Here is a 22,002-nt window from a genome sequence, read left to right on the forward strand (position 1 = left end):
CCTGGCTACGGCCTGGCTCGACCGGCGTCGTCGGCGGACGATGGGCGCATGGCTCATGAAGGACGCACCGAGCGTGCCGCCGACCGTCGAGAGCTGGCCGAGTTCCTGCGACGTCGTCGGGAGGCGGTGCAGCCCGCCGACGTCGGCCTGCCCGCCGGGGCGCGACGTCGGACCGCGGGGCTGCGGCGGGAGGAGGTCGCGGCGCTCGCGGCGATGTCCGCCGACTACTACACGCGGCTGGAGCAGCAGCGCGGCCCGCAGCCGAGCGAGCAGATGCTCGCGTCGCTGGCTCGGGCGCTCCGGCTCACCGACGACGAGCGCGACTACCTGTTCCGCGTGGCCGGTCGGGGGACGCCGGACCGGGTGACGATGTCGTCCCACGTGTCGCCCGCGCTGCTGCGCGTGCTCGACCGCCTGTCCGACACGCCCGCCCTCGTGCTGTCCGCGCTCGGCGAGACGCTCGTGGCCAACGACCTCGCCGTGGCGCTGCTGGGCGACCGGTCGGCGCTGACGGGGTGGGCGCGCAGCGACGTCTACCGCTGGTTCACCGACCCCTCCGAGCGGCTTCTGTACCCCGAGGACGACCGCGACCGGCAGGGGCGCTCGCTCGTCTCCACGCTCCGCGTGGCGCACGGGATGCTCGGGCCGCGCTCGCGCGCGGGCGAGCTGGTGCGCGAGCTGCGGGCGCGCAGCGCCGAGTTCGCCGAGCTGTGGGACCGGCACGAGGTGCACCAGCGGTTCGCCGACCACAAGACGCTCGTGCACCCGCAGGTCGGGCCGATCGAGCTGGACTGCCAGGTGCTGTTCACCGAGGACCAGACCCAGGCGCTGCTGGTGCTCACCGCGCCGCCGCGCTCCGAGGCGGAGGAGAAGCTCGCCCTGCTCGCCGTCGTCGGGCAGCAGGCCATGGCGCGCTGACCCCGGCCCGTCGCCGAACGGCGGTTGCGCACGGAGTCGACGGGTATTCGGTGCGACATCGCATGTTCGGCGACCGGCGCGTCGTGGTGCATACCCTTGTGACGAGAGTATGGTCCTCGGCATGGCATCGAAGCCCGCACCCAGACCGCTGCAGGAACCCGCGTTCCTCGTCCTGTCCGCCCTGGCGCAGGGGCCGGCCCACGGGTACGGCATCTCCAAGGACGTCGAGGAGAGCTCCGGCGGCCGTGTCACCCTGCGCGCCGGCACCCTCTACGGCGCGATCGACCGGCTCGTCGCCGCCGGCCTGGTCGAGGTGGACCACGAGGAGGTGGTCGACTCCCGGCTGCGGCGCTACTACCGCCTGACCGTCGAGGGCGGCGCCCGGCTCGACGCCGAGGCCCGCCGGTCGGAGGCGCAGGCCCGCCAGGCGCTCGACAGGCTCGCGGCGCGGCGGACGTCGCGACCGGGTCGCGCCGTCGCCGGCGGGCTGGGGGAGGTGCCGGCATGAGCGCCGACCGTCCCGAGAAGGCGGAGGCGACCGCCGCCGTCCCCGCGCTGGTGCGCGACTACCGGCGGCTGCTGCGGCTGTTCCCCTTCGCGTACCGGCGCGCGCACGGCGCCGAGATGCTCGGGCACCTGCTCGACGCCGCCGCGCCCGGGCAGTCGCGGCCCGCGCGCGGGGACGTCGTCGACCTGCTGCGCGCTGCCGCGCGGGAATGGGCGCTCGCGCCCCTGGGGTCGACGGCGCCGGAGCGGCGTGCCGGGACCGGGCTGCTGTGCGTCGCGCTCCCGGCGCTGCTCGCGGTCCCGGCCGTCAGGGCAGGCGGCCACGCGGCCTCGCTGGTCCCCCAGGACGGGGCACCGCCGCTCTTGTCGACCGTGCCCATGGTGGTGGCCTGGGCGATCTGGGCCCTCGGGGTCGTCGCGCTGCTGACGGGTGCGGGCCGGGCAGGCCGGACGCTCGTGGCCGCGGCCGCCGTGGTCGCGGCCCTCACCGTCGGTGCGCTCCTCGCCGTCGGCCAGGCGCACGCGGCGTTCCTGGAGACGGGATGGGCGGTCGGGCTCGCCGCGCATGCCCTGGTGGTCGTCGAGCACGCGCGCTGCCGAGCGTCCGAGCACGACCGTCGGCTCGCCGTGATCACCGCGGCGGGCATGGCGCTCGCCGTGGTGGCCTACGTCCTGGCCACGGTCTCGGACGCGGCGCACCTCGGCCTGCCGTGGTGGTCGTCGGTCGCCTCGACGACGTGGTCGACCGAGGCCCTCGTCGCGCCGCTCATGGTCCTGGGCCTGGCCGCGACGCTCTGGGCGCGGACTCGGCAGGCCGTGCCGCTGATGGCGGGGGTTCTCACCGGGATCGTGCTGGGCAGGTCGCAGTTCTTCTGGTCGGGCTCCGTCGACCCGAGCACCGTGGACCTGGGCAACGTCCTCGGTCTGCTCGCGCTCTCGCTCGGGGCGGCGTGCTCGGCCCGGTGGGTCGTGAACCGGATCGGTGAGCTCGCGGAGGTGCGGGCCCGCCTCCAGCTCGACGCCGAACAGGCGGTCGGTCCCGGAACGGGCGTCGTCGGAGGCCCATAACGGTGTCGACCGCCTGTTCGGCGAGAGGGCGGGGCTGCTACCAGCTCGCGTTGCGGGCGAGCTCCAGGGCGATCTCCTGCCACCACGCGCCGGCGGCGGGGCCGCCGTTGCAGGCGCCGTCGCTCTCGCCGGGCAGCTTGACCCACAGCAGCGCGTCGAGGTGGCTGTCGTCGTCGACGACGGCGGGCCGCTCACCCAGGGCACGGCCGCGCGGGTTGCACCACTCGCCGTTCGAGCCGTTGCCGTTGCGCGACGTGTCGACGACGAACGGGACACCGCCGAGCAGGGCGGACACCTCCTCGCCGTAGGCGCGCGACTCGTCGGTGGTGCGGTAGTTGGACACGTTGAGCGCGAAGCCCGCGACGTGCTCCAGCCCCACCCGCTGGAGCCGCGACGCCGCCTCCGCGGCGGGCAGCCAGGCCGAGTGGCCGACGTCGAGGTACACGCGGGCGCCGGCCTCGTCGAGGATGCGGGCGGCGTCGGCCAGCATCCCGACGCGGTCGCCCTGGCCGTCGCAGTCGCCGAGCTGCGGGAGGGCGTCCGGCTCCAGCACCACCCACGGCTCGCCGACCATCGCGCCCGCGACCTGCTCGACCCAGGCGCGGTACGCGGCCTCGTCCGTGCCGCCGCCGGAGTGCGAGCCGCAGTCGCGGCCCGGGATCGCGTACACCGCCAGCAGCGGCGTCGCGCCCGCCGCGGCGGCCCGGCCCGTGTAGTCGGCCACGCCGGCACTCGCCTCGGCGGGGTCGGCGTCGGTGACCCAGGACGCCTGCGGCGTGGTGGCGATCTTCTCCAGCAGCGCGCGGTCGGTGCCGGACGCCGCCTGCCAGGCGTCCCACGCCTGCGTGCCCTCGTCGACGAAGAACGTCGCGTCGGCGGGCCCGCCGGGCTCGTCGGTGGGCGGGTCGGTCGGCTCCGTGGGCGGGTCCGAGGGGTCCGTCGTGGGGACGTCGCCCGTGCAGGCGACGCCGTCGAGGCTGAAGCTCGCCGGCACCTTCGCCGCCCCCGCCGACGTCGCGATCAGCCCGAAGGACGCCGTCGCGCCCGTCGCCAGCGTGCCGTTCCAACCGGCGTCGGCCACGCGCACCTGCGCGCCGTCCTGCGCGAGCCGGCCGTTCCAGACCTGGGAGACGTGGTCGCCGTCGGCCTGCTGCCACGAGACCTCCCACCCCGAGCGGGCGTCGCCCAGGTTGGTCAGCGTGACGTCGGCCTGGAACCCGCCCTGCCACGAGCTCGTGACGGCGTAGTCCACCTCGCAGGCCGTCGTCGCGCCCGCGGCGGACGTGGCGAGGGTGACGGCGCCGGCGGTGAGGCCGGCGCCGCCCGCCAGCACGGCCGCGGTGAGGGCGGCGACCCGGGAGGTCGGTCGAGGGCGTCGTTCGGTGCGCATGCGAGGCTCCGTCGCGTCGTGGGTGCGGACGGGGCCACGCTAGGAGCGCGCCGGCGCGGCCTGGGAGCTCCTAAACGCTTCGGACGGCGCAGGACGCCGCGTCAGGCGAGGTAGTCCTCGACCAGCCGCGCGGCGACGCCGGTGTACGACGCGGGCGTGAGGTCCGCGAGGCGGGCGGCGACGTCGTCGGGCAGGCCGAGGCCCGCGACGAACTCGCGCATCCGGGCGGCGTCGACGCGCTGGCCGCGGGTGAGCTCCTTGAGCCGCTCGTACGGGTTCTCCATGCCCTCGACACCGGCGACGGACGCGGCGCGCATGGCCGACTGGACGGGCTCGCCGAGCACCTCCCAGTTGTGGTCGAGGTCGTCGGCCATGAGCGCGGCGTTGACGTTGAGCGCCTTGAGGCCGCGGCGGACGTTGTCGATCGCGAGCAGCGAGTGGCCGAACGCGGGACCGATGTTGCGCTGCGTGGTGGAGTCGGTGAGGTCGCGCTGCAGGCGGGACGTCACGAGCGTGGCCGACAGGGTGTCGAGCAGCGAGCACGAGATCTCGAGGTTCGCCTCGGCGTTCTCGAACCGGATCGGGTTGACCTTGTGCGGCATCGTCGACGAGCCCGTGGCACCCGCGACCGGGATCTGCGTGAAGAAGCCCAGCGAGATGTACGTCCACACGTCGGTCGCGAGGTTGTGCAGGATGCGGTTGAAGCGGGCGACGTCGGCGTAGACCTCCGCCTGCCAGTCGTGCGACTCGATCTGCGTGGTCAGCGGGTTCCACACCAGGCCCAGGTGCTCGACGAACGCCTTCGAGACCGCGGGCCAGTCGGCGCCGGGGACGGCGACGACGTGCGCGCCGTAGGTGCCGGTCGCGCCGTTGAGCTTGCCCAGGTACTCGGCGCCCTCGACGCGGCGCAGCTGGCGGCGCAGGCGGTGCGCGAGGACGGCGAGCTCCTTGCCCATCGTCGTCGGGGTGGCCGGCTGCCCGTGCGTGCGGCTCAGCATCGGGACCGCGGCGTGCTCGCGCGCCATGTCGGCGAGCTGGTCGGTCAGCGCGGTCGCGGCGGGCAGCCACACGTCGCGCACCCCGCCCTGCACCATGAGCGCGTACGACAGGTTGTTGATGTCCTCGGACGTGCACGCGAAGTGCACCAGCTCGCTCGCGGCCGGGAGGCTGGTCTCGCCGAGGGCCTCGGGCGCGGCGGCGATGCGGCGCTTGATGAAGTACTCGACGGCCTTGACGTCGTGCACGGTCTCGCGCTCGATGGCGGCGAGCTCGGCGATCTCGTCCGCGCCGAACGTGGCGGGGATCCGGCGCAGGTAGGCGATCTCGGCGTCGGTCAGCGTCGGGGCGCCGGGGACGACGGCGCCGGGGGCCGTGCCCTCGTTCGTCGACGGGCCGTTGCACAGCGTGACCAGCCACTCGACCTCGACGTGGATGCGCGCCCGGTTGAGCGCGGCCTCGCTGAGGTGGTCCACCAGCGGCGCGACGGCGCCGCGGTAGCGGCCGTCGAGCGGCCCGAGGGCGATCGGCGGGGTGACGTCCGCGAGGTTGACGCGGGTCTGGACGTCGGACGGCGAGGTCTGCGGCGCGGGGGAGGTCACGGCCCACATTCTCCCACGGGCCCACCGAGGTGCTGTGAGCACGAAGACGGCCCGGTCCGAGTCCGCGAACCGGGCCGTCTTCGTGCTCGCAGCGGTCGGGGTGGTCAGCCGAGGAGCGGGTAGTTCCCGCGGACCGTGCCGAGCGGGTCGCGGGACCGCTTGAGGTCGCGCAGGCGGGCGAGCGCGGCGCCGTCGTACGCGGCCGCCGCGCTCTCGCCCGGGGCGAGGAACGTGGCGGGCTTGCGCATCGTGGCGTTCCCCGCGAGCTCGGCCGGCAGCGCCTCCAGCCGGTGCCCGACGGCGGTCGCCAGGCCGGGCTCGAACGCCAGGCCGAACGCGTACAGCAGGTACGGCTCCGAGATCGCGCCGAGGGCGCCCGCGTCGTCCGCCGGCGCGGCCAGGGCGCCGCCCAGGTGCCGCAGCTGGAGCATGAGCAGCGGCGCGACCGACGTCGTGAACAGGCGCTCCACCGCCTCGTCGTCGATGCCGCGCAGCAGCTCGGCGCGCCCCTTCCCCGCCGCGGGGTCGGTCGGGTCGGCGGCGATGTCGCCGACGTCGGCCAACGCGACCGGGCCGATCGCGGCGTGGACGCCTGGCCCGAGGACGTCGGGGACGGCGGCGAACGGTGCGAGCAGGGTCCGGGCCTCGGCCGCGTCGCCGAGGTGGGCGGCGTGCACGACGACGACGGCCGGGGCGCCGGGCGCCTCCACCCGGGACAGCCAGACGCTGAGCTCGGGCGGTGCGGCGGCCGTGACCTCGCGGAACACCGCGAGCAGCTCGGCGGCGCGCGCGGCCGGCCAGGCGACCTTGCCGCCCGAGAATGCGGGCAGCTCGACCAGGTCGATCTCCATCGCCGTCACGACGGCCAGGTCGCCGCCCCCGCCGCGCAGCGCCCAGAACAGCTCGGGGTCGTCGGCCGCGGTGACGGTGACCTGCTCGCCCGCGGGGGAGACGACGTCGAACGACCGCACGTGGTCGGCCGCCAGGCCGTGGGCGCGGCTGAACCAGCCGAGCCCGCCGCCGAGGGTGTAGCCGACGGCGCCGACGCCGGGCGCGCTGCCGAGCAGGGTGGTGAGGCCGTGCGGCGCGGCGGCGGCCTGCACCGCGCCCCACGACGCCCCCGCGCCGACGCGGGCGGTGCGGCGTGCCGGGTCCACCTCGACGGCGTCGAGCGCCCGGGTGCGCAGCAGGACCGTGCCCGCCACGTCGCCCGACGCGCCGTGCCCCGTGGACTGCGCGGCGACGGTGAGCCCGGCGGCGCGCGCGTGCCGCACGGTGGCGGCGACGTCGTCGGCGTCGGCCGCCTCGACGACGGCCGCGACGGGCTGCCGGACGGCGAGGTTCCAGGGCGTGGCGGCGGCGTCGAAGCCCTCGTCGCCGGGCAGGAGCAGCCGGCCCCCGAGGTCGCTCGCGAGGGCGTGGGAGAAGGTGTCGGTCGAGGCCAGATCGTTCGAGGTCAGGGAGGTCATGCGGGCTCCTGGTCCGTCGGGCCGGTGTCGCACTCTCGTGGTTCGGTGTCACCGGCAGCGTGCGCTGTCACCTCTCTGACACGGCCCGACGAAGGAGTGTGACCGGTGAGCACGGATCAGTTCGCGGCAGGCCAGTTCGCGGCAGGCCAGTTCACGGCGGACCAGTTCGAGGCGTTCCGGCCGCACCTGCGCTCGGTCGCCTACCGCGTGCTGGGTTCGACGGCGGACGCCGAGGACGCCGTGCAGGACGCCTGGGTGCGCGCGCACGCGGCGGGCAGCGCGGGGGTGGAGAACCTCGGCGGCTGGCTCACCACCATCGTCGGGCGAGTCGCGCTCAACCTGCTGCGCTCGCGGGCCACGCGCCGGGAGACGGCGTGGGACGGATCGGCGGGGGAAGGGCCGGCGTGGGACGGGCGCCTGCCGGACCTGCAGGTGGCGCCGGTCGACGGGCCGGAGGACCCCGAGCGGCGGGCGGTCGAGCAGGACGAGGTCGGCGCCGCGCTGATGGTCGTGCTGGACACGCTGGCGCCGGCCGAGCGCGTCGCGTTCGTGCTGCACGACCAGTTCGCGGTCCCCTTCGAGGAGATCGCGCCGCTCCTGGACCGGTCGCTCCCCGCCACGCGCCAGCTCGCCAGCCGCGCGCGCCGCAAGGTGCGTGACGCGGTACCCGCGCAGGACGACGTCGCGCGTCGGCGGGAGGTCGTCGCCGCCTATCTCGCGGCGTCGCAGACGGGCGACTTCGACCGCCTCGTGGCGCTGCTCGACCCCGAGGTCGTGGTGCGTCTCGACTACGGGCCGGGGGACCTGTCCCGCGTGCTGCGCGGCGCGCGGGCCGTGGCGGAGCAGGCCCGTCTGCACTTCGGCACCGCGCGGTTCTCGCGGCTCGCCCTCGTGGCCGGGTCGCCGGGGCTGGTCACGGTGCTCGACGACGGCACGGTCTACTCGCTGCTCGCGTTCACGGTGCGCGGCGGCCGGGTGGTCGGCATCGACATCCTGTCCGACGCCGACCGGCTCGTCGGGGTGCTGCCGTCGTAGCGGACGTCGGCATCGGACGTCGGCATCGACCGTCGGCATCGACCGTCGGTTGACGGCGCCGGCACGTGTCGTGCGGTCGGGAGCCTGTCCCCAGGCCGACGTCGTCCACAGGGTCGGGGGCGGCGGGCGGGCGTGGCGAGGGCGCGGCCTAGCGTCGCGGGCATGACCTCACCGGCTCCGCCCTTCTCGTCCCCGGCCCCCGACACGGGTGCCGCGCGTGCCACCGTCCTCACGGCGCACCGCGACGTCCTCGACGCCACGGCCAGCGCGCGGCGCAGCCTCGCGGTGGCCTGGGAGTCGACGGCGGCGGACCGGTTCCGCGACGACGTCGCCGCCCTGCTCGTCGGCCTCGACGCCGACCTGCGCCTCCTCGAGGAGGCGGCCGAGGTGCTGGCCCGGTGACGACGCGCGGGCTGCCGCCCGAGGAGACCCTGGACGTCTGGGGCGGCCGGGCCGTCTCCCGGGTCGACGCGGAGGCCGTGCACGGCGCTGCCGTGCTGCTCGACGCCGCGGCGGACCGGCTGCTGCAGGCCTCCCACCGGTGCCTCGGCGCCGCCGGGGCCCTGCGGGGCGCGGTGTGGGCCCCCGACACGTGGTCACGACCGGCCCTGGCGCTGCCCGGCGTCCCGGAGGACGACGTCGCGGCTGCCGCGCGCCGGGAGACGGCGGCGGCCCGGCTGGACGAGGCGGGCGCCCGGCTGCGCGGGCGGGGATCGACGGCGGAGCGGTGCGCCCGCCGGCTGCGCATCGCGGCCGGCCTGTACCGGGAGGCGGAGAGCCTGGCGCAGCGTGTCACCGACGGTGCGGTCACGCTGCTGGCGGGTGCGGCGGGGGTCGTGCTCGGGCTCGGGGCGAGGCCGGTGCTCGCCGTAGCGTCCGTGGCGGACGCCCTGGACGGTGCGGCTGCGCGCGACGGCTCCCCGGCTCCGGCCGTGGCCGCGCCGACGGCGGCCCGGCCCCCCGATCCGCCGACGGCTCCCGTGACGGCGGACGCCGGCGGGCGCCCCTCGGACGTCTGGCGGGCCGTCGCGCCGCTCTCCGACGAGGCGGTCGCGGGGCTCGCGGCGGGGCTGAGCGCCACCCGGCCGCTGACCTGGCAGGACCTGCGGCGGGGGATCGAGGAGGGCCCGGCCGCCGCGCTGGACCCCGTGACGCGCGGCGCGGCCTCGCTGTCCGACGTGGTGGCCGCGCTGCTGCCGGACTCCGTGCCGCAGGTGGTCGCCCTGACCGACACCGACCTCGCCGGCCCGCGGCCCCGGTGGGCCGACCGGCCGGCGGGCTCCGTCGCGGAGGCGCTCGCCCGCACCGCGGACCTCTACCCCCAGGGCAGCGGCCTCGTCGACCGGCCCGCGGCCGGTGTCCCCGCCGGGACGCTCGCGGTGGAGGAGGTCGTGCACGGCGACGGCACGACGTCGTGGACCGTGCTCATCCCCGGCACGCAGCGGTTCCTGTCGTCCTCGAACCCGTTCGACGCGGCGACCGACCTGAGCCTCATGGCCCACGAGACGGCGGACGTGTCCGTGGCCGTGGAGCAGGCCCTCGACGCGGCGGGCGCGGCTCCGGACGAGCCTGTCGTGCTGGTGGGGCACAGCCTCGGCGGGATCTCCGCGGCGGCGCTCGCGGCGTCACCGGGGTTCCGCGCGAGGCACCCGGTGGGCGGGGTGGTGACCGCCGGGTCGCCGACGGCGACGTTCGCGATCCCCGGCGGGGTGCCGGCGCTGCACGTGGAGAACGAGGAGAGCCTGGTCGAGAACGTCGACGGCCGGTCCCGCGGGGAGGGGCCGGCCACGGTGGACCGCGTCACGGTGGGGCGCCGGTTGCTGGACTCCGCCGACCCGGTCGACGTCGCGGCGGCCGGGAGCGTCTCCCTCGCGCACGCGATGCCCACGCACCTGCGCACGCTGTCGGCCGCGCAGCGCTCCGGGAACGTGCAGGTGGCGGGGGTGACGGGCCGGCTGGAACGGCTGCTCGACGGCACCCGCTCGCGCACCAGGTTCTTCGCGGTGCGCCGGGTGGACCCGGAGCCGCCCCTCGTCCTGGCGCCCGGCCCGGGCCCCGGCCAGGGGACGACCGTGCTCGGGACGACGTCGCCCCCGCCGGGGAACCCGACGGGGGCGATGCTGCACTGAGCGTGCCGTGCTGAGGATGCCTTGCGTCAGCCCTTCTTCGGCGCGAACGCGCCGATGATCGCCTGGAGCACGGCGAGGATGAGGGCGATCCACACGAACCACCAGAAGCCGCCGCTGACGTCGACGCCCCAGTCGCCGAACCACCCCTGGTCCGTGATCCAGGTGGTGAGCCACAGCACGCCGGCGTTGATGACCAGGTAGAAGAGGCCCAGAGTGAGGATGAGCAGCGGGATCGAGATGATGCTGACGATCGGCTTCACGAAGCTGCTGATGATGGTGAACACCAGTGCCACGCCGAGGACCGCCAGGATGTACTCGAGCACGTTGTCGCCGTCGTACGGGGGCAGGATCTCGAGGTTGGTGAAGATCAGGTCGCTCAGCCACAGCGCCACGGCCGTGACGAGGGTGCGGACGATGAAGTTCATGCCGCCATCGTGGCACGTCATCCCCCGGCGAGGCTGGCGCGACGCTCGGCGGCGCGAGGCTCGGCGTCCGGGTCCCGGCGCGCGGACGACGCGCGTAGGCTCGCCGGGTGAGCGAGTCCTCCGTCCTCGTCCTGCACGACAACCCCGACTGGCTGCCGCCGTTCGAGCGGGCCTTCGACCGCGCCGGAGTGCCGCTGGAACCGGTGCACCTGGGCGCCGTCGCCCTGGACCTCGCCGAGGAGCCGCCCCGGGCCGTGCACTGGTCGCGCCTCAGCGCGTCCGCGCACACGCGCGGGGTGCCGCACGCGCCGGAGGCCGCGCAGGCGGTGCTGTCCCGCGCCGAGGCCGCCGGGCGCCGGGTCGTCAACGGCACGCGGGCCGCTGCGCTCGAGGTGAGCAAGGTGCGGCAGTACGCCCTGCTGCGGGCCGCCGGGCTCGACGTGCCGCGCACGACGGCCGTCACGGACCGCGCCGCGCTGCGCGCGGCGGCCGAGCGGTTCGGGGCGCCGTTCATCACCAAGCACAACCGCGGCGGCAAGGGCCTCGGGGTGCAGCGGTTCGACGACGTCGAGACGTTCGCCGCCGCCCTGGACGCGGGCCTCCTCGACGAGCCCGTCGACGGCGTGTGGCTGCTGCAGGAGCTGCTCGTCGCGCCGGAGCCGTTCGTCACGCGGGCGGAGTTCGTCGGCGGCCGGTTCCACTACGCCGTCCGCGTGGACACCTCGACCGGGTTCGAGCTGTGCCCCGCCGAGGCGTGCGCGCTGCCGGGCGCCGACGGCGTCGCCCCGCCGCCGCTCTTCGCCCTGCGGCCCGAGATCACGGCCGAGCACCCGCTCGTCGCGCGGCTCGAGCGGCTGCTCGCCGAGCAGGGGATCGAGATCGCCGGGGTCGAGTTCTTCGAGACGGTCGACGGCCGCACCGTGCCGTACGACATCAACACGAACACCAACTACAGCCCGGACGTCGAGGGGGCCGTCGAGGTGCCGGCCGCGGACGCGATCGCCCGGTTCTTCGCCGGCCTGGTCCGCGAGCCGGTGACGGCGGGTGCGTCGGGCGCGCGCTGAGCGGTGGCATCCTTGAACGCTGTGACCACCCCCGCTGACTCGTCGACCGTCCCCCTGCGCGCCGCCGTCGCCGCGCTGCCCGCCTACGTGCCGGGCGCGCGGCCCGCCGAGGGCGCGAAGCTGTGGAAGCTGTCGTCGAACGAGAACCCGTACCCGCCCCTGCCGTCCGTCCTCGAGGCGATCACGCGCGCGGCGGAGGAGACTAACCGCTACCCCGACATGTACGCCACGGAGCTGGTCGAGGCGCTCGCCACGCACGTCGGCGTCCCGGCCGACCAGGTCGTCGTGGGCAACGGCTCGGTGGCCGTGCTCGGGCACGTGCTGCAGGCCGTCGTCGAGCACGGCGACGAGGTCGTGTTCCCGTGGCGGTCGTTCGAGGCCTACCCGATCGTCGTCGCCGTCGCGGGCGGCGCCGCCGTGACGGTGCCGGTGCGCGCGGACGGCCGCCTCGACCTGCCGGCCATGGCCGCCGCCGTCACGCCTCGCACGCGGGTGGTCATGGTCTGCACGCCGAACAACCCGACCGGGCCGGCGGTGCACGCCGACGAGCTGGAGGAGTTCCTCGCCGCCGTCCCGCGCGACGTGCTGGTGATCGTCGACGAGGCGTACCTGGAGTTCGTGCGCGACCCGCAGGCGCCCGACGGCGTCGACCTGCTGCGCCGGCACCCGAACGTCGTGCTGCTGCGCACGCTGTCGAAGGCGTACGGGCTGGCGGGCCTGCGCGTCGGGTACGCCGTCGCGGAGCCGCGCCTCGCCGCAGGGATCCGCGCCGTCTCCACGCCGTTCGGGGTCAACCACGTCGCCCAGCGCGCGGCCCTGGCGTCCCTCGAGCCCGTGGCCCAGGACGAGCTGCGCGAGCGGGTGGACGCGCTGGTCGCCGAGCGTGACCGTGTCACCGCCGCCCTGCGCGCGCAGGGCTGGGACCTGCCCGAGACGCACGCCAACTTCGTATGGTTCCCCCTCGGCGAGGAGACCCTGGCCCGCGCCGCCGAGGCCACCGCCGCCGGCGTCCTCGTGCGCCCGTTCGCCGGCGACGGCCTGCGGGTCAGCATCGGCGAGGTCGAGGCGAACGACGCCTTCCTCGCCGTCGCCGCGACCTGGCGCGACTAGCTAGCGGGGCAGGTTCCGCAGGTTCGAGCGGGCCATGGACATGACCTCGCCCATGCCGCCGCCGAAGATCTGCTTCGTCATCGCGGTGGCGAAGCCGCGGATCTGGCCGGACGTGATGGACGGTGGGATGGACAGGGCGTTGGGGTCGGTGACGACCTCGATGAGCGCCGGGCCCTTGCGGTCGAGGCCGTCGGCGAGGGCGCGGCGCAGGTCCTTGGGGCGCTCCACGCGGACGGACGGGATGCCGACGGCGAGGCCGATGTTGCGGTAGTCCACGGGCGGGGAGTCGGTGCCGTACGAGGGCAGTCCCTCGACCAGCATCTCGAGCTTCACCATGCCGAGCGTCGCGTTGTTGAAGACGACGACCTTCACCGGCAGGTCGTAGGTGCGGACCGTGATGAGCTCGCCCAGCAGCATCGACAGCCCGCCGTCGCCGGCGAGGGCCACGACCTGCCGGCCGGGCTCCGCGAACGCGGCGCCGATGGCGTGCGGCAGGGCGTTCGCCATCGACCCGTGGATGAACGACCCGATGACGCGCCGCTTCCCGTTGGGCGTGAGGTACCGCGCCGCCCAGACGTTGTTCATGCCGGTGTCGACGGTGAACACGGCGTCGTCGGCCGCCGTCTCGTCGAGCTGCACGGCCGCGTACTCGGGGTGGATGGGCGTGTGCTTCTCCACGTTGCGGGTGTACGCGCCGACGACCTTGGTCATGATCCCGGCGTGCTTGTCGACCATGGAGCGCAGGAACTTGCGGTCCTTCTTGCGCTTGATCAGCGGGTTGAGCAGCTTCAGGGCCTCGCCGACGTCGCCGTGCACGGGCAGGTCGAGGCGGGTGCGGCGGCCGAGGTGGGAGGCGTCGACGTCGATCTGCGCGGTGCGCACGTCGGCGGGCAGGAACGAGTCGTACGGGAAGTCGGTACCCACCAGGACCAGCAGGTCGGCCGAGTGCATCGCCTCGTGGCAGGAGCCGTAGCCGAGCAGGCCGGACATGCCGACGTCGTGGGGGTTCTCGTACTGGATGATCTCCTTGCCGCGCAGCGAGTGGCCGACCGGCGCGGCCGCCAGGTCGGCGAGCTCCAGGACGGCGTCGCGGGCGTCGCGCGCCCCGGCGCCGACGAACAGCGTGACCTTCTTGGCCTGGTTGATGGCGTCGGCGAGGGCCTCGACGTCGCCGTCGTTCGGCACGACGCGCGCGGGGCACGCGCCGGGCACGAGGATCGGGGCGTCGTCGTCGGGCACGCGCTCGTCGGCGACGTCGCCCGGCAGGGTGAGCACGGCGACGCCCGGGGCGGCGAGCGCGTGCTGGATGGCCGACCGTGTGACCCGCGGCAGCTGGGCCGGCGACGAGATCAGCTCGGAGAACACGGACGCCTCGTTGAAGATGCGGTCCGGGTGCGTCTCCTGGAAGAACTGCGTGCCGATCTGCGCGCTCGGGATGTGCGACGCGATGGCGAGCACGGGCAGCCGCGACCGGTTGGCGTCGTAGAGGCCGTTGATGAGGTGCAGGTTGCCCGGCCCGCACGACCCGGCGCAGACGGCGAGCTCGCCCGTCACCTCGGCGTCGGCGGCGGCCGCGAACGCCGCCGCCTCCTCGTGGCGCACGTGCACCCAGTCGATGCCGTCGGTGCGGCGGACGGCGTCGACCACGGGGTTCAGGGAGTCCCCGACGATCCCGTAGATGCGCTTCACGCCGGCGGCGACGAGCTGGTCGACGAGGTGTTCGGCGACGGTGCGGGCCATGACGAGACCTCCTGATGACGGCGGCTGGTCCGTCTCGATCCTGCCTCCGACGCCGTGTTTCCGCAGGACGTCGGGGCGTGAGGTGGCACACCGTCCCTGGAGCGCGCGTCGTCCCCCTGCCTGCCCGCGTCCGGGGAACGACCCGCTCTGCTAGGTTCCTGGCGGGCTGCCGTCGGCCGCCTCGCCGCGCGCCGTTGTCGCGGACACGGCGGCATCCCGAGACGGAGGAGTGGCCCGATGGCAGAGATCGCGTGGCTGGTCACCGGTGAGCGGTCGGGATTGACGTTCCTCACCAGCCCCGACGGCGACCCCGCCGCGATCCGCGAGGCCCTCGGACGACTCGACGGCGTCTCGGCCGTCATGACCGCCCCACCCCAGCCGGGCTGGTACCGGGCGGTCTCCCGACTGGGCTACGTCTGGTACGTGCTCGTCGCCGTGCTCGCCTTCGCCGTGCTCACCGTGGCGTCCGACCTGACCGTGACCCGGACGCTGCTCTACTCCGTGCTCCTTGCCGCCGTCCTCGGGCCGATCACCGGCGGCGTCCTCGCCTCCGTGGCCCGCCGGCAGGCACGGGTCGAGGGTGCCGACGACGCGGCGCGCGACGCCGCGATCGCCGAGCGCTCCCTGGTCCGCATCCCGCAGCAGGGGACCGTCGAGGCGGTCCGCACGATCGTCGCCGCGGACGCCGCGCAGGAGCCCCGCGTGCACGACCTCGCCTGGCGCACCAGCGCCGCGTACGACGTCGACACCGACCCCGAGGCGTCGACCGCGGCCGACGAGCTGTTCGACCTGCAGGACCGGATCTCCCCCGAGCCCTCCTGAGCGAGGTCGCCGCGTGCCTACGCTGACCGGATGAGCAGCGACGTGAGGAACATCCGGACCGCCCTCGAGAGCATCGCGCAGCCCTGGCAGCCCCACCTGCTGGCGAGCGTCAACGACTACGCGGTGAAGGTGGTCAAGCTCGACGGCGAGTTCGTGTGGCACACGCACGACGACACGGACGAGCTGTTCCTCGTGCTCAGCGGGCGGCTCACCATCCAGCTCCGGGACCGTGACGTCGTCCTCGGGCCGCAGGACGTGTTCGTCGTGCCGCGGGGCGTCGAGCACTGCCCGCGGGCCGACGGCGAGGTGCACGCGCTGCTCGTCGAGCCGACCGCGACCGTCAACACCGGGGACGCCGGCGGCGAGCGGACCGCGCCGCTGCGCGAGCTCGGCTGAGCACCGTGCCCTCGACGGCCCACGACCCGAGTGCCGCCTACGCGGCCCGGGCGCAGGAGTACACGGACCTGTTCGGCTCGATGGACGCCGTGCACGACGACGACCGGGCGCTCGTCGAGCGGTGGGCCGCCGGGCTGACCGGGCGCATCGTCGACGCCGGGTGCGGGCCGGGGCACTGGACGGACTTCCTCGCCCGGCAGGGCCTCGACGCGGAGGGTGTCGACCTCGCGGAACCGTTCCTGGCCCTCGCCCGGGCGGCGTACCCCGGCGTCCCGTTCCGCCGCGCCTCGCTCGCCGACCTCGGCGTGCCCGTCGGCGGCCTCGGCGGCGTGCTGGCCTGGTACTCGCTCATCCACACCCCGCCCGAGGCTGTGGCCGGCACGGGTGGGGACGGCACGGGTGTGGACGACGTGCTCGCGGAGCTCGCCCGCGCCGTCGCGCCGGGCGGCGGGCTGCTGCTCGGGTTCTGCCGCGGCCCGCGCGTCGAGCCGTTCGACCACGCCGTGACGACCGCCTGGTTCTGGCCCGTCGACGAGCTGGCGGCGCGGGTCGTGCGGGCGGGGTTCGACGTCGTCGAGACGGCGGAGCGCACCGACCCGGGCGTGCGCCCGCACGGCGCGATCAGCGCACGGCGTCGGGCGGCGTCCGTGAAGCGCTCGACGATCGGCCGTGCGTCGCCGTCGCGGTAGTAGGCGGTCAGCGCCGTGAACGAAACCTTGACGAAGGCGCCCGCTCTAGTCCAGGGTGCGCAGCGCCGCGGGGATGGGCGTCTCCCCGGCGGAGAACCGGACGAAGCGACCCACGGTCGCGGGCTCGCGCAGTGTCGCGGCCACGACCTGCGCGACGTCGGCGCGCGGCACGCTCGTGTCCGTCCCGGCGGGCACGGCGCCCGTCTCGGGCAGGACGGCGATGCGCCCGGTGGGCGGCTCGTCCGTCAGCGTGCCGGGGCCGAGGATCGTCCAGTCCAGGTCGGTGGTGCGCAGGTGGTCGTCCGCGGCCAGCTTCGCATCCGCGTAGGCGAAGAAGCCCGCGCTCTCGGGGACGCCGTGCTCCGGCGTCGAGCCCACCCACGACACCATGACGTACCGGCGCGCTCCGGCGCTCGCGGCGGCGTCCATGGACCGGATCGCCGCGTCGCGGTCGACGGCGTACGTGCGCTGGGGGTCGCCGCCGCCCGCCCCGGCGGACCACACGACGGCGTCCGCGCCGGTCAGCGCGGCGGCGATCTCGTCGGTGCCGGCGTGCTCCACGTCCAGCAGGAGGGGCTCGGCGCCGAGGTCGGCGACACGGTCGACCTGCTCGGGCTTGCGCACCACCCCGACGACGTCGACCACCGGCCCCGTGCCACCGTCGGCGAGCAGCGGGAGGAGCTGGCGCGCGACCTTGCCGAGCGCACCGATGACGACGACCTTCATGACGACCTCCGAACGGGGCGAGGGACCAGGTTTCCACCGTCGCCCACCACGGGCCCGGACGCCAATCCGCGACCCGCGTCAGGAGGCGTCCCGGCGGCGCACCGCTCCGACGATCGCCCACCCGGCGAGGCCGAGCAGCACCGCGGCGGACAGCAGCCCGGCGATGCCCGCGCCCGTCACGGGCAGCGACCCGAGCCCGCCGGGTGCTGCCGGACCGCCGGGACCGGCGCCCCCCGGCCCAGGAGCGCCCGGCCCGGGCGGCGTGCCCGAGCCCGAGGTCGGCGTGGGTGACGCGCTGGGCGTGGGCGAGATGCTGGGTGTCGGCGTCGGGCTCGGTGAGGGCGTCGGCCCCGCGACGTCGTCGTTGGTCACGGTGCACGTGACCGCGTCCTCGGCGCCGACGCTCACGACGTCGTCGAGCACCTCGACGTCGTCGCCCGTGACGTCGTCGACGCACACCCAGCCCAGCGAGTCATAGCCTTCCGGCCCGTCCTCGGCGAGCGTGTAGTCCCCGGCCTCGACCGAGGCGAACGTGACGGCGTCGTCCCCGGTCGCGCCGGCGATCTCGACCGGGCCGGTCGCCGACAGCGTCCAGTCGCCGGCCTCGGCCGTGCCGCCGTCGTCGTTGACGACCTCCTTGACCAGGGTGAGCATCGGCGGGCACGTCACCCGGTTGGTCACCTCGACCTCCCGGACGGGGAAGGCCGCGGTCGTGTCGAACGGCAACGGCGCGGGGCCCACCGCCTCGCCGTCCACGGCGGTCACCTCCGCGTCCGCCAGCACGCACCCGTCCGGGATGGTCGCGGCCTCGTCGACGGTGACCTCCTCGGGGCCCTGGTACCCGTCGCGCCGGTCGCTCCAGTCCTGGTCCGTCGCCCCCGCGCCGCCAGGCCCCGTCAGGGACAGCTGTGCCGTGAAGTCGTCCGGCTGTTCCCCCTCGGGCATCGCGACCCCGTCGATCACCCAGGTCTTGTCCACCACGATGCTGCTCAGCGGCTGGTTGTAGACCGTGCAGCTCACGAAGCCCGAGGCCGGCAGCGTCATGGTGAACCCGGACGCGCCGTCGCTCGTCGCGCTCACGGGGGCGTCGTCATCGAGCTTGTCGACGCAGACGGCGTTCTGGCCGTCGACGGGCACCAGCGTGTAGCCGTCCTGCTGGGTCTCCGCGATCGACACGTCGGCGTCCTCCGGGACGCCCGCGTAGTCGACGTCGAAGGCGACGCTTCCGGTGCCGTCGTCGGTCGTGGACGCCGTCGGCGGGTCGAGCGTCACCCCCGGGGCGGACGTCGCGGCGTCGAACTGCCAGCCCTCGCCGGCGGGGACGGCGCCCGAGACGTCCCCGGCCTCGTTCCCGGCCGGCACGAGCGCCTTGGTCACGTTGATCCGGCCCTCGCAGCCGCCCAGGAGCACGTCCCGCAGCGCGGAGCCGGCGGCCTCGAAGTCGTCGAGGTCGAAGTAGTCGGCCTCTGCAGCGTCGCCGCCCGCGTAGAACGTCTCGCCCGAGAGGGCGCGCAGGTTGAGCCGGGTGACGTCGTCGATCCCCGAGCCGACGCCGAGCACCAGCAGCCGGGAACCCTCCGCCTTGACCGCGTTCGCCGAGTAGATGCCGTTCTCGACGTCGCGCAGGTGCGTGGTGCCGCCGGTGCCCCCGCTGCCCGTGGCGCCGAAGCGGGTCGGGTTGCCGTCCGTGATCATCACGACGATCTCGTACGCCGGGGCTGCGTCCGCGACGACCCGCAGCCCCTGGTCCCAGTTCGTGCCCGATCCCGTGGTCCAGTCGGCGTACTGCGCCTTGAACGCGTCGGCGCCCTGCTGGGTGGCCACGCTCACGAGGTCGGGGCGGTTCCCGTCCGACCCGGAGCTGGGCGAGAAGCGGTCGAAGGAGAAGACGGCGAGCCGGGACGGGGTGCCGACCAGCGCGTCCGCCACGGAGTCGGTCGCCGCCTTGAGGTTGGTCACCTGGTCGCCCAGCGACGACGACAGGTCGAGCACGAAGGCGATGTCGGCGCCGCACTGCGTCGCCAGCGGCGGGTTGGTCCGCGACTGCTGCCAGATCCCCTCCGAGTCGGTGACCGGCCGGCCGCTGGAGGCGGGGCCGGCCATGAAGTCGATGCTCGTGCTGAGCGAGGAGTAGGTCTGGCCGCCGACGAGCGCCGGGGTCGTGAAGGCGTACGGCTGCTCCGTCGAGCTCGATCCGCTGCCCGGGCCGACCCGCAGCGTCGGGTTGACGAACCAGCCGCCGGGGGCCGAGATCTGCTTGACCACGTACTGCGCCCCGGCGTTCTGCCCGCCCGAGGCGGTGTCCGGCACGGTGAAGGAGCAGTCGCCGTCGCCGTCCGACTCGCAGACGCCCCAGTCGCCGTCCACCACCGTGGTCGCGTCCACGTCCTCGTACAGGCCCAGCTCCACGCCCGGCAGCGGGGCCACGCCGCCGTCCGCGGTCCGGTCGCCCCCGACGCGCACCGTCACGACGGACTCGTCGTCCCCGGGCTCCGGCACGTCGGCGGACGCCACCTGCGCGGCCGCCACGAGCCCCGCCCCGGCGACCAGGGCCACGCACACCACGGCTGCTCGCTGTCGCCCGGCCACACCGCGCATCCCGCACTCCTGTCCGCCTGGGTCCGTCCGTCCTGGAAACGCTATGTCCAAGCAGGCAGGCGTGCATGGTGTCCGTCCTCGTCCGCGGCCGCGAGGAGGTCGTGCCGGCGGGCGGGGGCCGCTCGTCGCGGAATGGCCGTGTCGGGCACCGGGTGCGCGGGGGGATGATGGACCCCGTGCGCACCATCCGACAGAGCCGCAAGCTCCGCGGCGTCCGCTACGACGTCCGCGGTCCCATCCTCGTCGAGGCCCAGCGCCTCGAGGCCGAGGGCCACCGCATCCTCAAGCTGAACATCGGCAACACGGCGCCGTTCGGCTTCGAGGCACCGGCGGCCATCCAGGCCGACGTCGTGCACCACCTGCCGGAGGCGCAGGGGTACAGCGACTCCCGCGGCATCTACGAGGCACGCACCGCGGTGGCGCAGTACTACCAGTCGCGCGGGCTGCGCGACACGAGCGTGGACGACGTGTTCATCGGCAACGGCGTCTCGGAGCTCATCTCGATGGTGCTGCAGGCGTTCGTCGACGAGGGGAACGAGATCCTCGTCCCCGCGCCGGACTACCCGCTGTGGACGGGCGCCGTCACGCTGTGCGGCGGTACGGCCGTGCACTACCGGTGCGACGAGGAGAACGGCTGGATGCCGGACCTCGAGGACCTCGAGTCGAAGATCACCGAGAACACGCACGCCATGGTGATCATCAACCCGAACAACCCCACCGGCGCCGTGTACAGCAAGGAGATGGTGGAGGCGATGGTCGACATCGCCCGCCGCCACGACCTCGTCGTCCTCACCGACGAGATCTACGAGAAGATCCTGTTCGACGGCGCCACGCACCACCACGCCGCGGCCGCGGCGGGCGACGACGTGCTGTGCCTGACGTTCAGCGGCCTGTCCAAGGCGTACCGCGTCTGCGGCTACCGCGCGGGCTGGGTCATGGTGTCGGGCCCGAAGGAGACCGCCACCGAGTTCCTCGAGGGCCTCACCCTGCTGGCCAACATGCGCATGTGCGCGAACGTGCCCGCGCAGCACGCCATCCAGACGGCGCTGGGCGGCTACCAGTCGATCGACGAGCTCATCGTGCCCGGCGGCCGGTTCTACGACCAGGCGATGCTGGCCGACAAGCTGCTCAACGAGATCCCCGGCGTCACGTCCGTGCGGCCGAAGGGCGCGCTGTACTGCTTCCCGCGTCTCGACCCGGAGATGTACCCGATCGAGGACGACGAGGCGTTCGTCATCGACCTGCTGCGGGCCAAGAAGATCCTGGTCACCCACGGCACCGGGTTCAACTGGTTCGAGCCCGACCACTTCCGCCTCGTCACGCTGCCCGACGAGGAGGTCCTCACCGAGGCGATCGGCCGCATCGGGGAGTTCCTGGCCACGCGTCGGCGGTAGCGAGACCCACCCGTTCTGCAACTAGTGGTTGCGCATCCCTGGCCTGCGGGCTACGGTGATGCGCAACCACTAGTTGCAGGAGGGGTCATGGGGTCGACGAGCGAGCTGGGAAGCATCGAACGGGAGGTCTACGTCGAGGCGGCGCCGGAGGTCGTCTTCGAGGTGGTGAGCAGCCCGGAGCACGTCCGCCAGTGGTGGCCGGACGACGCCCGGTACGACCCCGTGCCCGGCGGCACCGGGGAGATCGCGTTCGGCGAGGGCGCCGACCGGACGGTCGAGCTGCTCACCGTCGTCGAGTCGCTGCCGCCGCGGACCTTCTCGTTCCGCTGGACGCACCCGGCGGGGCAGGAGGCGGCGCCGGGCAACTCCCTGCTCGTCACCTTCGAGCTCGTGCCGTCGGGCGACGGGACGCTGTTGCGCATGACCGAGACCGGCTTCCGCGAGCAGGGCTGGGAGATCGCGGTCCTCGAGCAGCGCTACCGCGAGCACGTCGAGGGCTGGACCTACTACCTGCCGCGGCTGGTGACCTACGCGGCGTCGCTGGAGGTCCGCTCATGACCGAGATGTCGTCGCCCGTCGACGACGCGCTCTGGTCCGCGATCGGCGACCCCACCCGGCGCCGCATCCTCGACCTGCTGCTCGCGGACGGCGGCGGCACCGCGTCGTCGCTGAGCCGGCAGCTGCCGGTGACGCGGCAGGCCGTGGCGAAGCACCTCGACGTGCTCGACCGCGCCGGGCTCGTCCGGTCGACGACCGCGGGCCGGGAGAAGCGGTGCGAGGTCGACGCCGCCCAGCTCGCGCGCGCCGCCGACCAGCTGGCCGCCGTCGGCCGCACCTGGGACCGCCGCCTGCAGCGCATCAAGGGGATCGCCGAGGCGATCCAGAGCTCACGGCAGAGCTGAGCAGCACCGAGCTGAGAGGAGC

Annotated in this window: 21 protein-coding genes; 14 read left to right on the plus strand and 7 right to left on the minus strand. The window is 74.8% G+C overall.

Translation table 11 applies throughout. The features are described from left to right. The first annotated feature begins 48 nt into the window (after nt 1-48). The 3 genes from ACFVS0_RS11445 to ACFVS0_RS11455 all read left to right on the plus strand — a co-directional run bounded on the left by ACFVS0_RS11445 (nt 49) and on the right by ACFVS0_RS11455 (nt 2,493). Nucleotides 49-918 (plus strand): helix-turn-helix transcriptional regulator, encoded by an 870-nt coding sequence (locus ACFVS0_RS11445; RefSeq protein WP_430551546.1) that lies wholly within the window; start codon nt 49-51, stop codon nt 916-918. A gap of 121 nt (nt 919-1,039) precedes the next feature. Continuing rightward, on the plus strand, nt 1,040-1,426 hold the full coding sequence (locus ACFVS0_RS11450) for a PadR family transcriptional regulator (RefSeq protein ID WP_430551547.1): 387 nt from the start codon (nt 1,040-1,042) through the stop codon (nt 1,424-1,426). Next, the gene (locus ACFVS0_RS11455) at nt 1,423-2,493 is read left to right on the plus strand and encodes a hypothetical protein (RefSeq protein ID WP_430588033.1); all 1,071 of its coding nucleotides are present in this window, start codon (nt 1,423-1,425) and stop codon (nt 2,491-2,493) included. Before ACFVS0_RS11450 ends, ACFVS0_RS11455 begins: the two co-directional genes overlap by 4 nt. Before the next feature lie 37 nt (nt 2,494-2,530). Here the strand turns inward: ACFVS0_RS11455 and ACFVS0_RS11460 are convergent, their stop codons facing one another. The 3 genes from ACFVS0_RS11460 to ACFVS0_RS11470 all read right to left on the minus strand — a co-directional run bounded on the left by ACFVS0_RS11460 (nt 2,531) and on the right by ACFVS0_RS11470 (nt 6,950). Then, nucleotides 2,531-3,883: a glycoside hydrolase family 6 protein gene (locus ACFVS0_RS11460; protein ID WP_430588034.1), complete on the minus strand. Its 1,353-nt coding sequence runs from the start codon at nt 3,881-3,883 to the stop codon at nt 2,531-2,533. Between the two features lie 101 nt (nt 3,884-3,984). Continuing rightward, nucleotides 3,985-5,490 carry an adenylosuccinate lyase gene (purB, locus tag ACFVS0_RS11465; RefSeq protein WP_430588035.1) on the minus strand — a complete coding sequence of 502 codons (1,506 nt, stop codon included), beginning with the start codon at nt 5,488-5,490 and terminating at the stop codon, nt 3,985-3,987. A gap of 95 nt (nt 5,491-5,585) precedes the next feature. Next, entirely contained in the window at nt 5,586-6,950 is a 1,365-nt protein-coding gene (locus ACFVS0_RS11470; RefSeq protein WP_430588036.1) for an FAD-binding oxidoreductase, read from the minus strand. 105 nt (nt 6,951-7,055) lie between these two features. Between ACFVS0_RS11470 and ACFVS0_RS11475 the strand changes: the two genes are divergently transcribed. The 3 genes from ACFVS0_RS11475 (at nt 7,056) to ACFVS0_RS11485 (ending at nt 10,114) form a co-directional block, all read left to right on the plus strand. Further along, on the plus strand, nt 7,056-7,985 hold the full coding sequence (locus ACFVS0_RS11475; RefSeq protein WP_430588037.1) for a sigma-70 family RNA polymerase sigma factor: 930 nt from the start codon (nt 7,056-7,058) through the stop codon (nt 7,983-7,985). Between the two features lie 162 nt (nt 7,986-8,147). After that, complete coding sequence (locus ACFVS0_RS11480) at nt 8,148-8,387, plus strand: hypothetical protein (RefSeq protein ID WP_430563462.1); 240 nt, start codon at nt 8,148-8,150, stop codon at nt 8,385-8,387. Next, nucleotides 8,384-10,114 (plus strand): hypothetical protein, encoded by a 1,731-nt coding sequence (locus ACFVS0_RS11485; protein ID WP_430588038.1) that lies wholly within the window; start codon nt 8,384-8,386, stop codon nt 10,112-10,114. Before ACFVS0_RS11480 ends, ACFVS0_RS11485 begins: the two co-directional genes overlap by 4 nt. Nucleotides 10,115-10,140: 26 nt before the next feature. Here ACFVS0_RS11485 and ACFVS0_RS11490 read toward each other — a convergent pair whose 3' ends face one another. Next, the gene (locus ACFVS0_RS11490) at nt 10,141-10,539 is read right to left on the minus strand and encodes a phage holin family protein (protein ID WP_429765549.1); all 399 of its coding nucleotides are present in this window, start codon (nt 10,537-10,539) and stop codon (nt 10,141-10,143) included. A 107-nt stretch (nt 10,540-10,646) separates the two neighbouring features. On the opposite strand from ACFVS0_RS11490, the gene ACFVS0_RS11495 reads away from it, so the two are divergent. Together ACFVS0_RS11495 and hisC are read left to right on the plus strand one after the other, a co-directional pair. Further along, a complete protein-coding gene (locus ACFVS0_RS11495; protein WP_430588039.1) occupies nt 10,647-11,603 on the plus strand; it encodes a RimK family alpha-L-glutamate ligase in 957 nt (318 codons plus the stop codon). 21 nt (nt 11,604-11,624) lie between these two features. Then, nucleotides 11,625-12,713: a histidinol-phosphate transaminase gene (gene hisC / locus ACFVS0_RS11500; RefSeq protein WP_430588040.1), complete on the plus strand. Its 1,089-nt coding sequence runs from the start codon at nt 11,625-11,627 to the stop codon at nt 12,711-12,713. Here the strand turns inward: hisC and ACFVS0_RS11505 are convergent, their stop codons facing one another. Beyond that, nucleotides 12,714-14,453, minus strand: a complete 1,740-nt coding sequence (locus ACFVS0_RS11505; RefSeq protein WP_430551558.1) for a pyruvate dehydrogenase — start codon at nt 14,451-14,453, stop codon at nt 12,714-12,716. Between the two features lie 237 nt (nt 14,454-14,690). Here ACFVS0_RS11505 and ACFVS0_RS11510 point away from each other — a divergent pair, with 237 nt between their 5' ends. The 3 genes from ACFVS0_RS11510 to ACFVS0_RS11520 are packed head-to-tail and all read left to right on the plus strand — an operon-like array spanning nt 14,691 to nt 16,360. Then, nucleotides 14,691-15,275, plus strand: coding sequence for a hypothetical protein (locus ACFVS0_RS11510; protein ID WP_430551559.1), 585 nt, complete (start codon nt 14,691-14,693; stop codon nt 15,273-15,275). A 30-nt stretch (nt 15,276-15,305) separates the two neighbouring features. Further along, on the plus strand, nt 15,306-15,671 hold the full coding sequence (locus ACFVS0_RS11515) for a cupin domain-containing protein (protein WP_430551560.1): 366 nt from the start codon (nt 15,306-15,308) through the stop codon (nt 15,669-15,671). Nucleotides 15,672-15,676: 5 nt separating this feature from the next. Continuing rightward, nucleotides 15,677-16,360, plus strand: a complete 684-nt coding sequence (locus ACFVS0_RS11520) for a class I SAM-dependent methyltransferase (RefSeq protein ID WP_430588041.1) — start codon at nt 15,677-15,679, stop codon at nt 16,358-16,360. A 45-nt stretch (nt 16,361-16,405) separates the two neighbouring features. Here the strand turns inward: ACFVS0_RS11520 and ACFVS0_RS11525 are convergent, their stop codons facing one another. Continuing rightward, a complete protein-coding gene (locus ACFVS0_RS11525; protein ID WP_430563456.1) occupies nt 16,406-17,086 on the minus strand; it encodes an SDR family oxidoreductase in 681 nt (226 codons plus the stop codon). Between the two features lie 78 nt (nt 17,087-17,164). Next, complete coding sequence (locus tag ACFVS0_RS11530) at nt 17,165-19,684, minus strand: hypothetical protein (protein ID WP_430588042.1); 2,520 nt, start codon at nt 19,682-19,684, stop codon at nt 17,165-17,167. Between the two features lie 176 nt (nt 19,685-19,860). On the opposite strand from ACFVS0_RS11530, the gene ACFVS0_RS11535 reads away from it, so the two are divergent. The 3 genes from ACFVS0_RS11535 to ACFVS0_RS11545 all read left to right on the plus strand — a co-directional run bounded on the left by ACFVS0_RS11535 (nt 19,861) and on the right by ACFVS0_RS11545 (nt 21,980). Further along, the gene (locus ACFVS0_RS11535) at nt 19,861-21,078 is read left to right on the plus strand and encodes a pyridoxal phosphate-dependent aminotransferase (RefSeq protein WP_430551565.1); all 1,218 of its coding nucleotides are present in this window, start codon (nt 19,861-19,863) and stop codon (nt 21,076-21,078) included. 87 nt (nt 21,079-21,165) lie between these two features. Beyond that, a complete protein-coding gene (locus ACFVS0_RS11540; protein WP_430588043.1) occupies nt 21,166-21,636 on the plus strand; it encodes an SRPBCC family protein in 471 nt (156 codons plus the stop codon). After that, on the plus strand, nt 21,633-21,980 hold the full coding sequence (locus ACFVS0_RS11545) for an ArsR/SmtB family transcription factor (RefSeq protein WP_430588044.1): 348 nt from the start codon (nt 21,633-21,635) through the stop codon (nt 21,978-21,980). The genes ACFVS0_RS11540 and ACFVS0_RS11545 overlap by 4 nt, the downstream gene beginning before the upstream one ends. Nucleotides 21,981-22,002: the final 22 nt, after the last annotated feature.

The sequence above is a fragment of the Isoptericola sp. NPDC058082 genome, from assembly GCF_042885055.1.
Taxonomy (GTDB): domain Bacteria; phylum Actinomycetota; class Actinomycetes; order Actinomycetales; family Cellulomonadaceae; genus Isoptericola.

Excerpts from the sequence above, each read along its gene's own strand:
- ACFVS0_RS11445 (WP_430551546.1), top strand. The coding sequence starts at position 49 with ATGGCTCATGAAGGACGCACCGAGCGTGCCGCCGACCGTCGAGAGCTG.
- ACFVS0_RS11450 (WP_430551547.1), top strand. The coding sequence starts at position 1,040 with ATGGCATCGAAGCCCGCACCCAGACCGCTGCAGGAACCCGCGTTCCTC.
- ACFVS0_RS11455 (WP_430588033.1), top strand. The coding sequence starts at position 1,423 with ATGAGCGCCGACCGTCCCGAGAAGGCGGAGGCGACCGCCGCCGTCCCC.
- ACFVS0_RS11460 (WP_430588034.1), bottom strand. The coding sequence starts at position 3,883 with ATGCGCACCGAACGACGCCCTCGACCGACCTCCCGGGTCGCCGCCCTC.
- purB (WP_430588035.1), bottom strand. The coding sequence starts at position 5,490 with ATGTGGGCCGTGACCTCCCCCGCGCCGCAGACCTCGCCGTCCGACGTC.
- ACFVS0_RS11470 (WP_430588036.1), bottom strand. The coding sequence starts at position 6,950 with ATGACCTCCCTGACCTCGAACGATCTGGCCTCGACCGACACCTTCTCC.
- ACFVS0_RS11480 (WP_430563462.1), top strand. The coding sequence starts at position 8,148 with ATGACCTCACCGGCTCCGCCCTTCTCGTCCCCGGCCCCCGACACGGGT.
- ACFVS0_RS11490 (WP_429765549.1), bottom strand. The coding sequence starts at position 10,539 with ATGAACTTCATCGTCCGCACCCTCGTCACGGCCGTGGCGCTGTGGCTG.
- ACFVS0_RS11505 (WP_430551558.1), bottom strand. The coding sequence starts at position 14,453 with ATGGCCCGCACCGTCGCCGAACACCTCGTCGACCAGCTCGTCGCCGCC.
- ACFVS0_RS11510 (WP_430551559.1), top strand. The coding sequence starts at position 14,691 with ATGGCAGAGATCGCGTGGCTGGTCACCGGTGAGCGGTCGGGATTGACG.
- ACFVS0_RS11515 (WP_430551560.1), top strand. The coding sequence starts at position 15,306 with ATGAGCAGCGACGTGAGGAACATCCGGACCGCCCTCGAGAGCATCGCG.
- ACFVS0_RS11525 (WP_430563456.1), bottom strand. The coding sequence starts at position 17,086 with ATGAAGGTCGTCGTCATCGGTGCGCTCGGCAAGGTCGCGCGCCAGCTC.
- ACFVS0_RS11530 (WP_430588042.1), bottom strand. The coding sequence starts at position 19,684 with ATGCGCGGTGTGGCCGGGCGACAGCGAGCAGCCGTGGTGTGCGTGGCC.
- ACFVS0_RS11540 (WP_430588043.1), top strand. The coding sequence starts at position 21,166 with ATGGGGTCGACGAGCGAGCTGGGAAGCATCGAACGGGAGGTCTACGTC.
- ACFVS0_RS11545 (WP_430588044.1), top strand. The coding sequence starts at position 21,633 with ATGACCGAGATGTCGTCGCCCGTCGACGACGCGCTCTGGTCCGCGATC.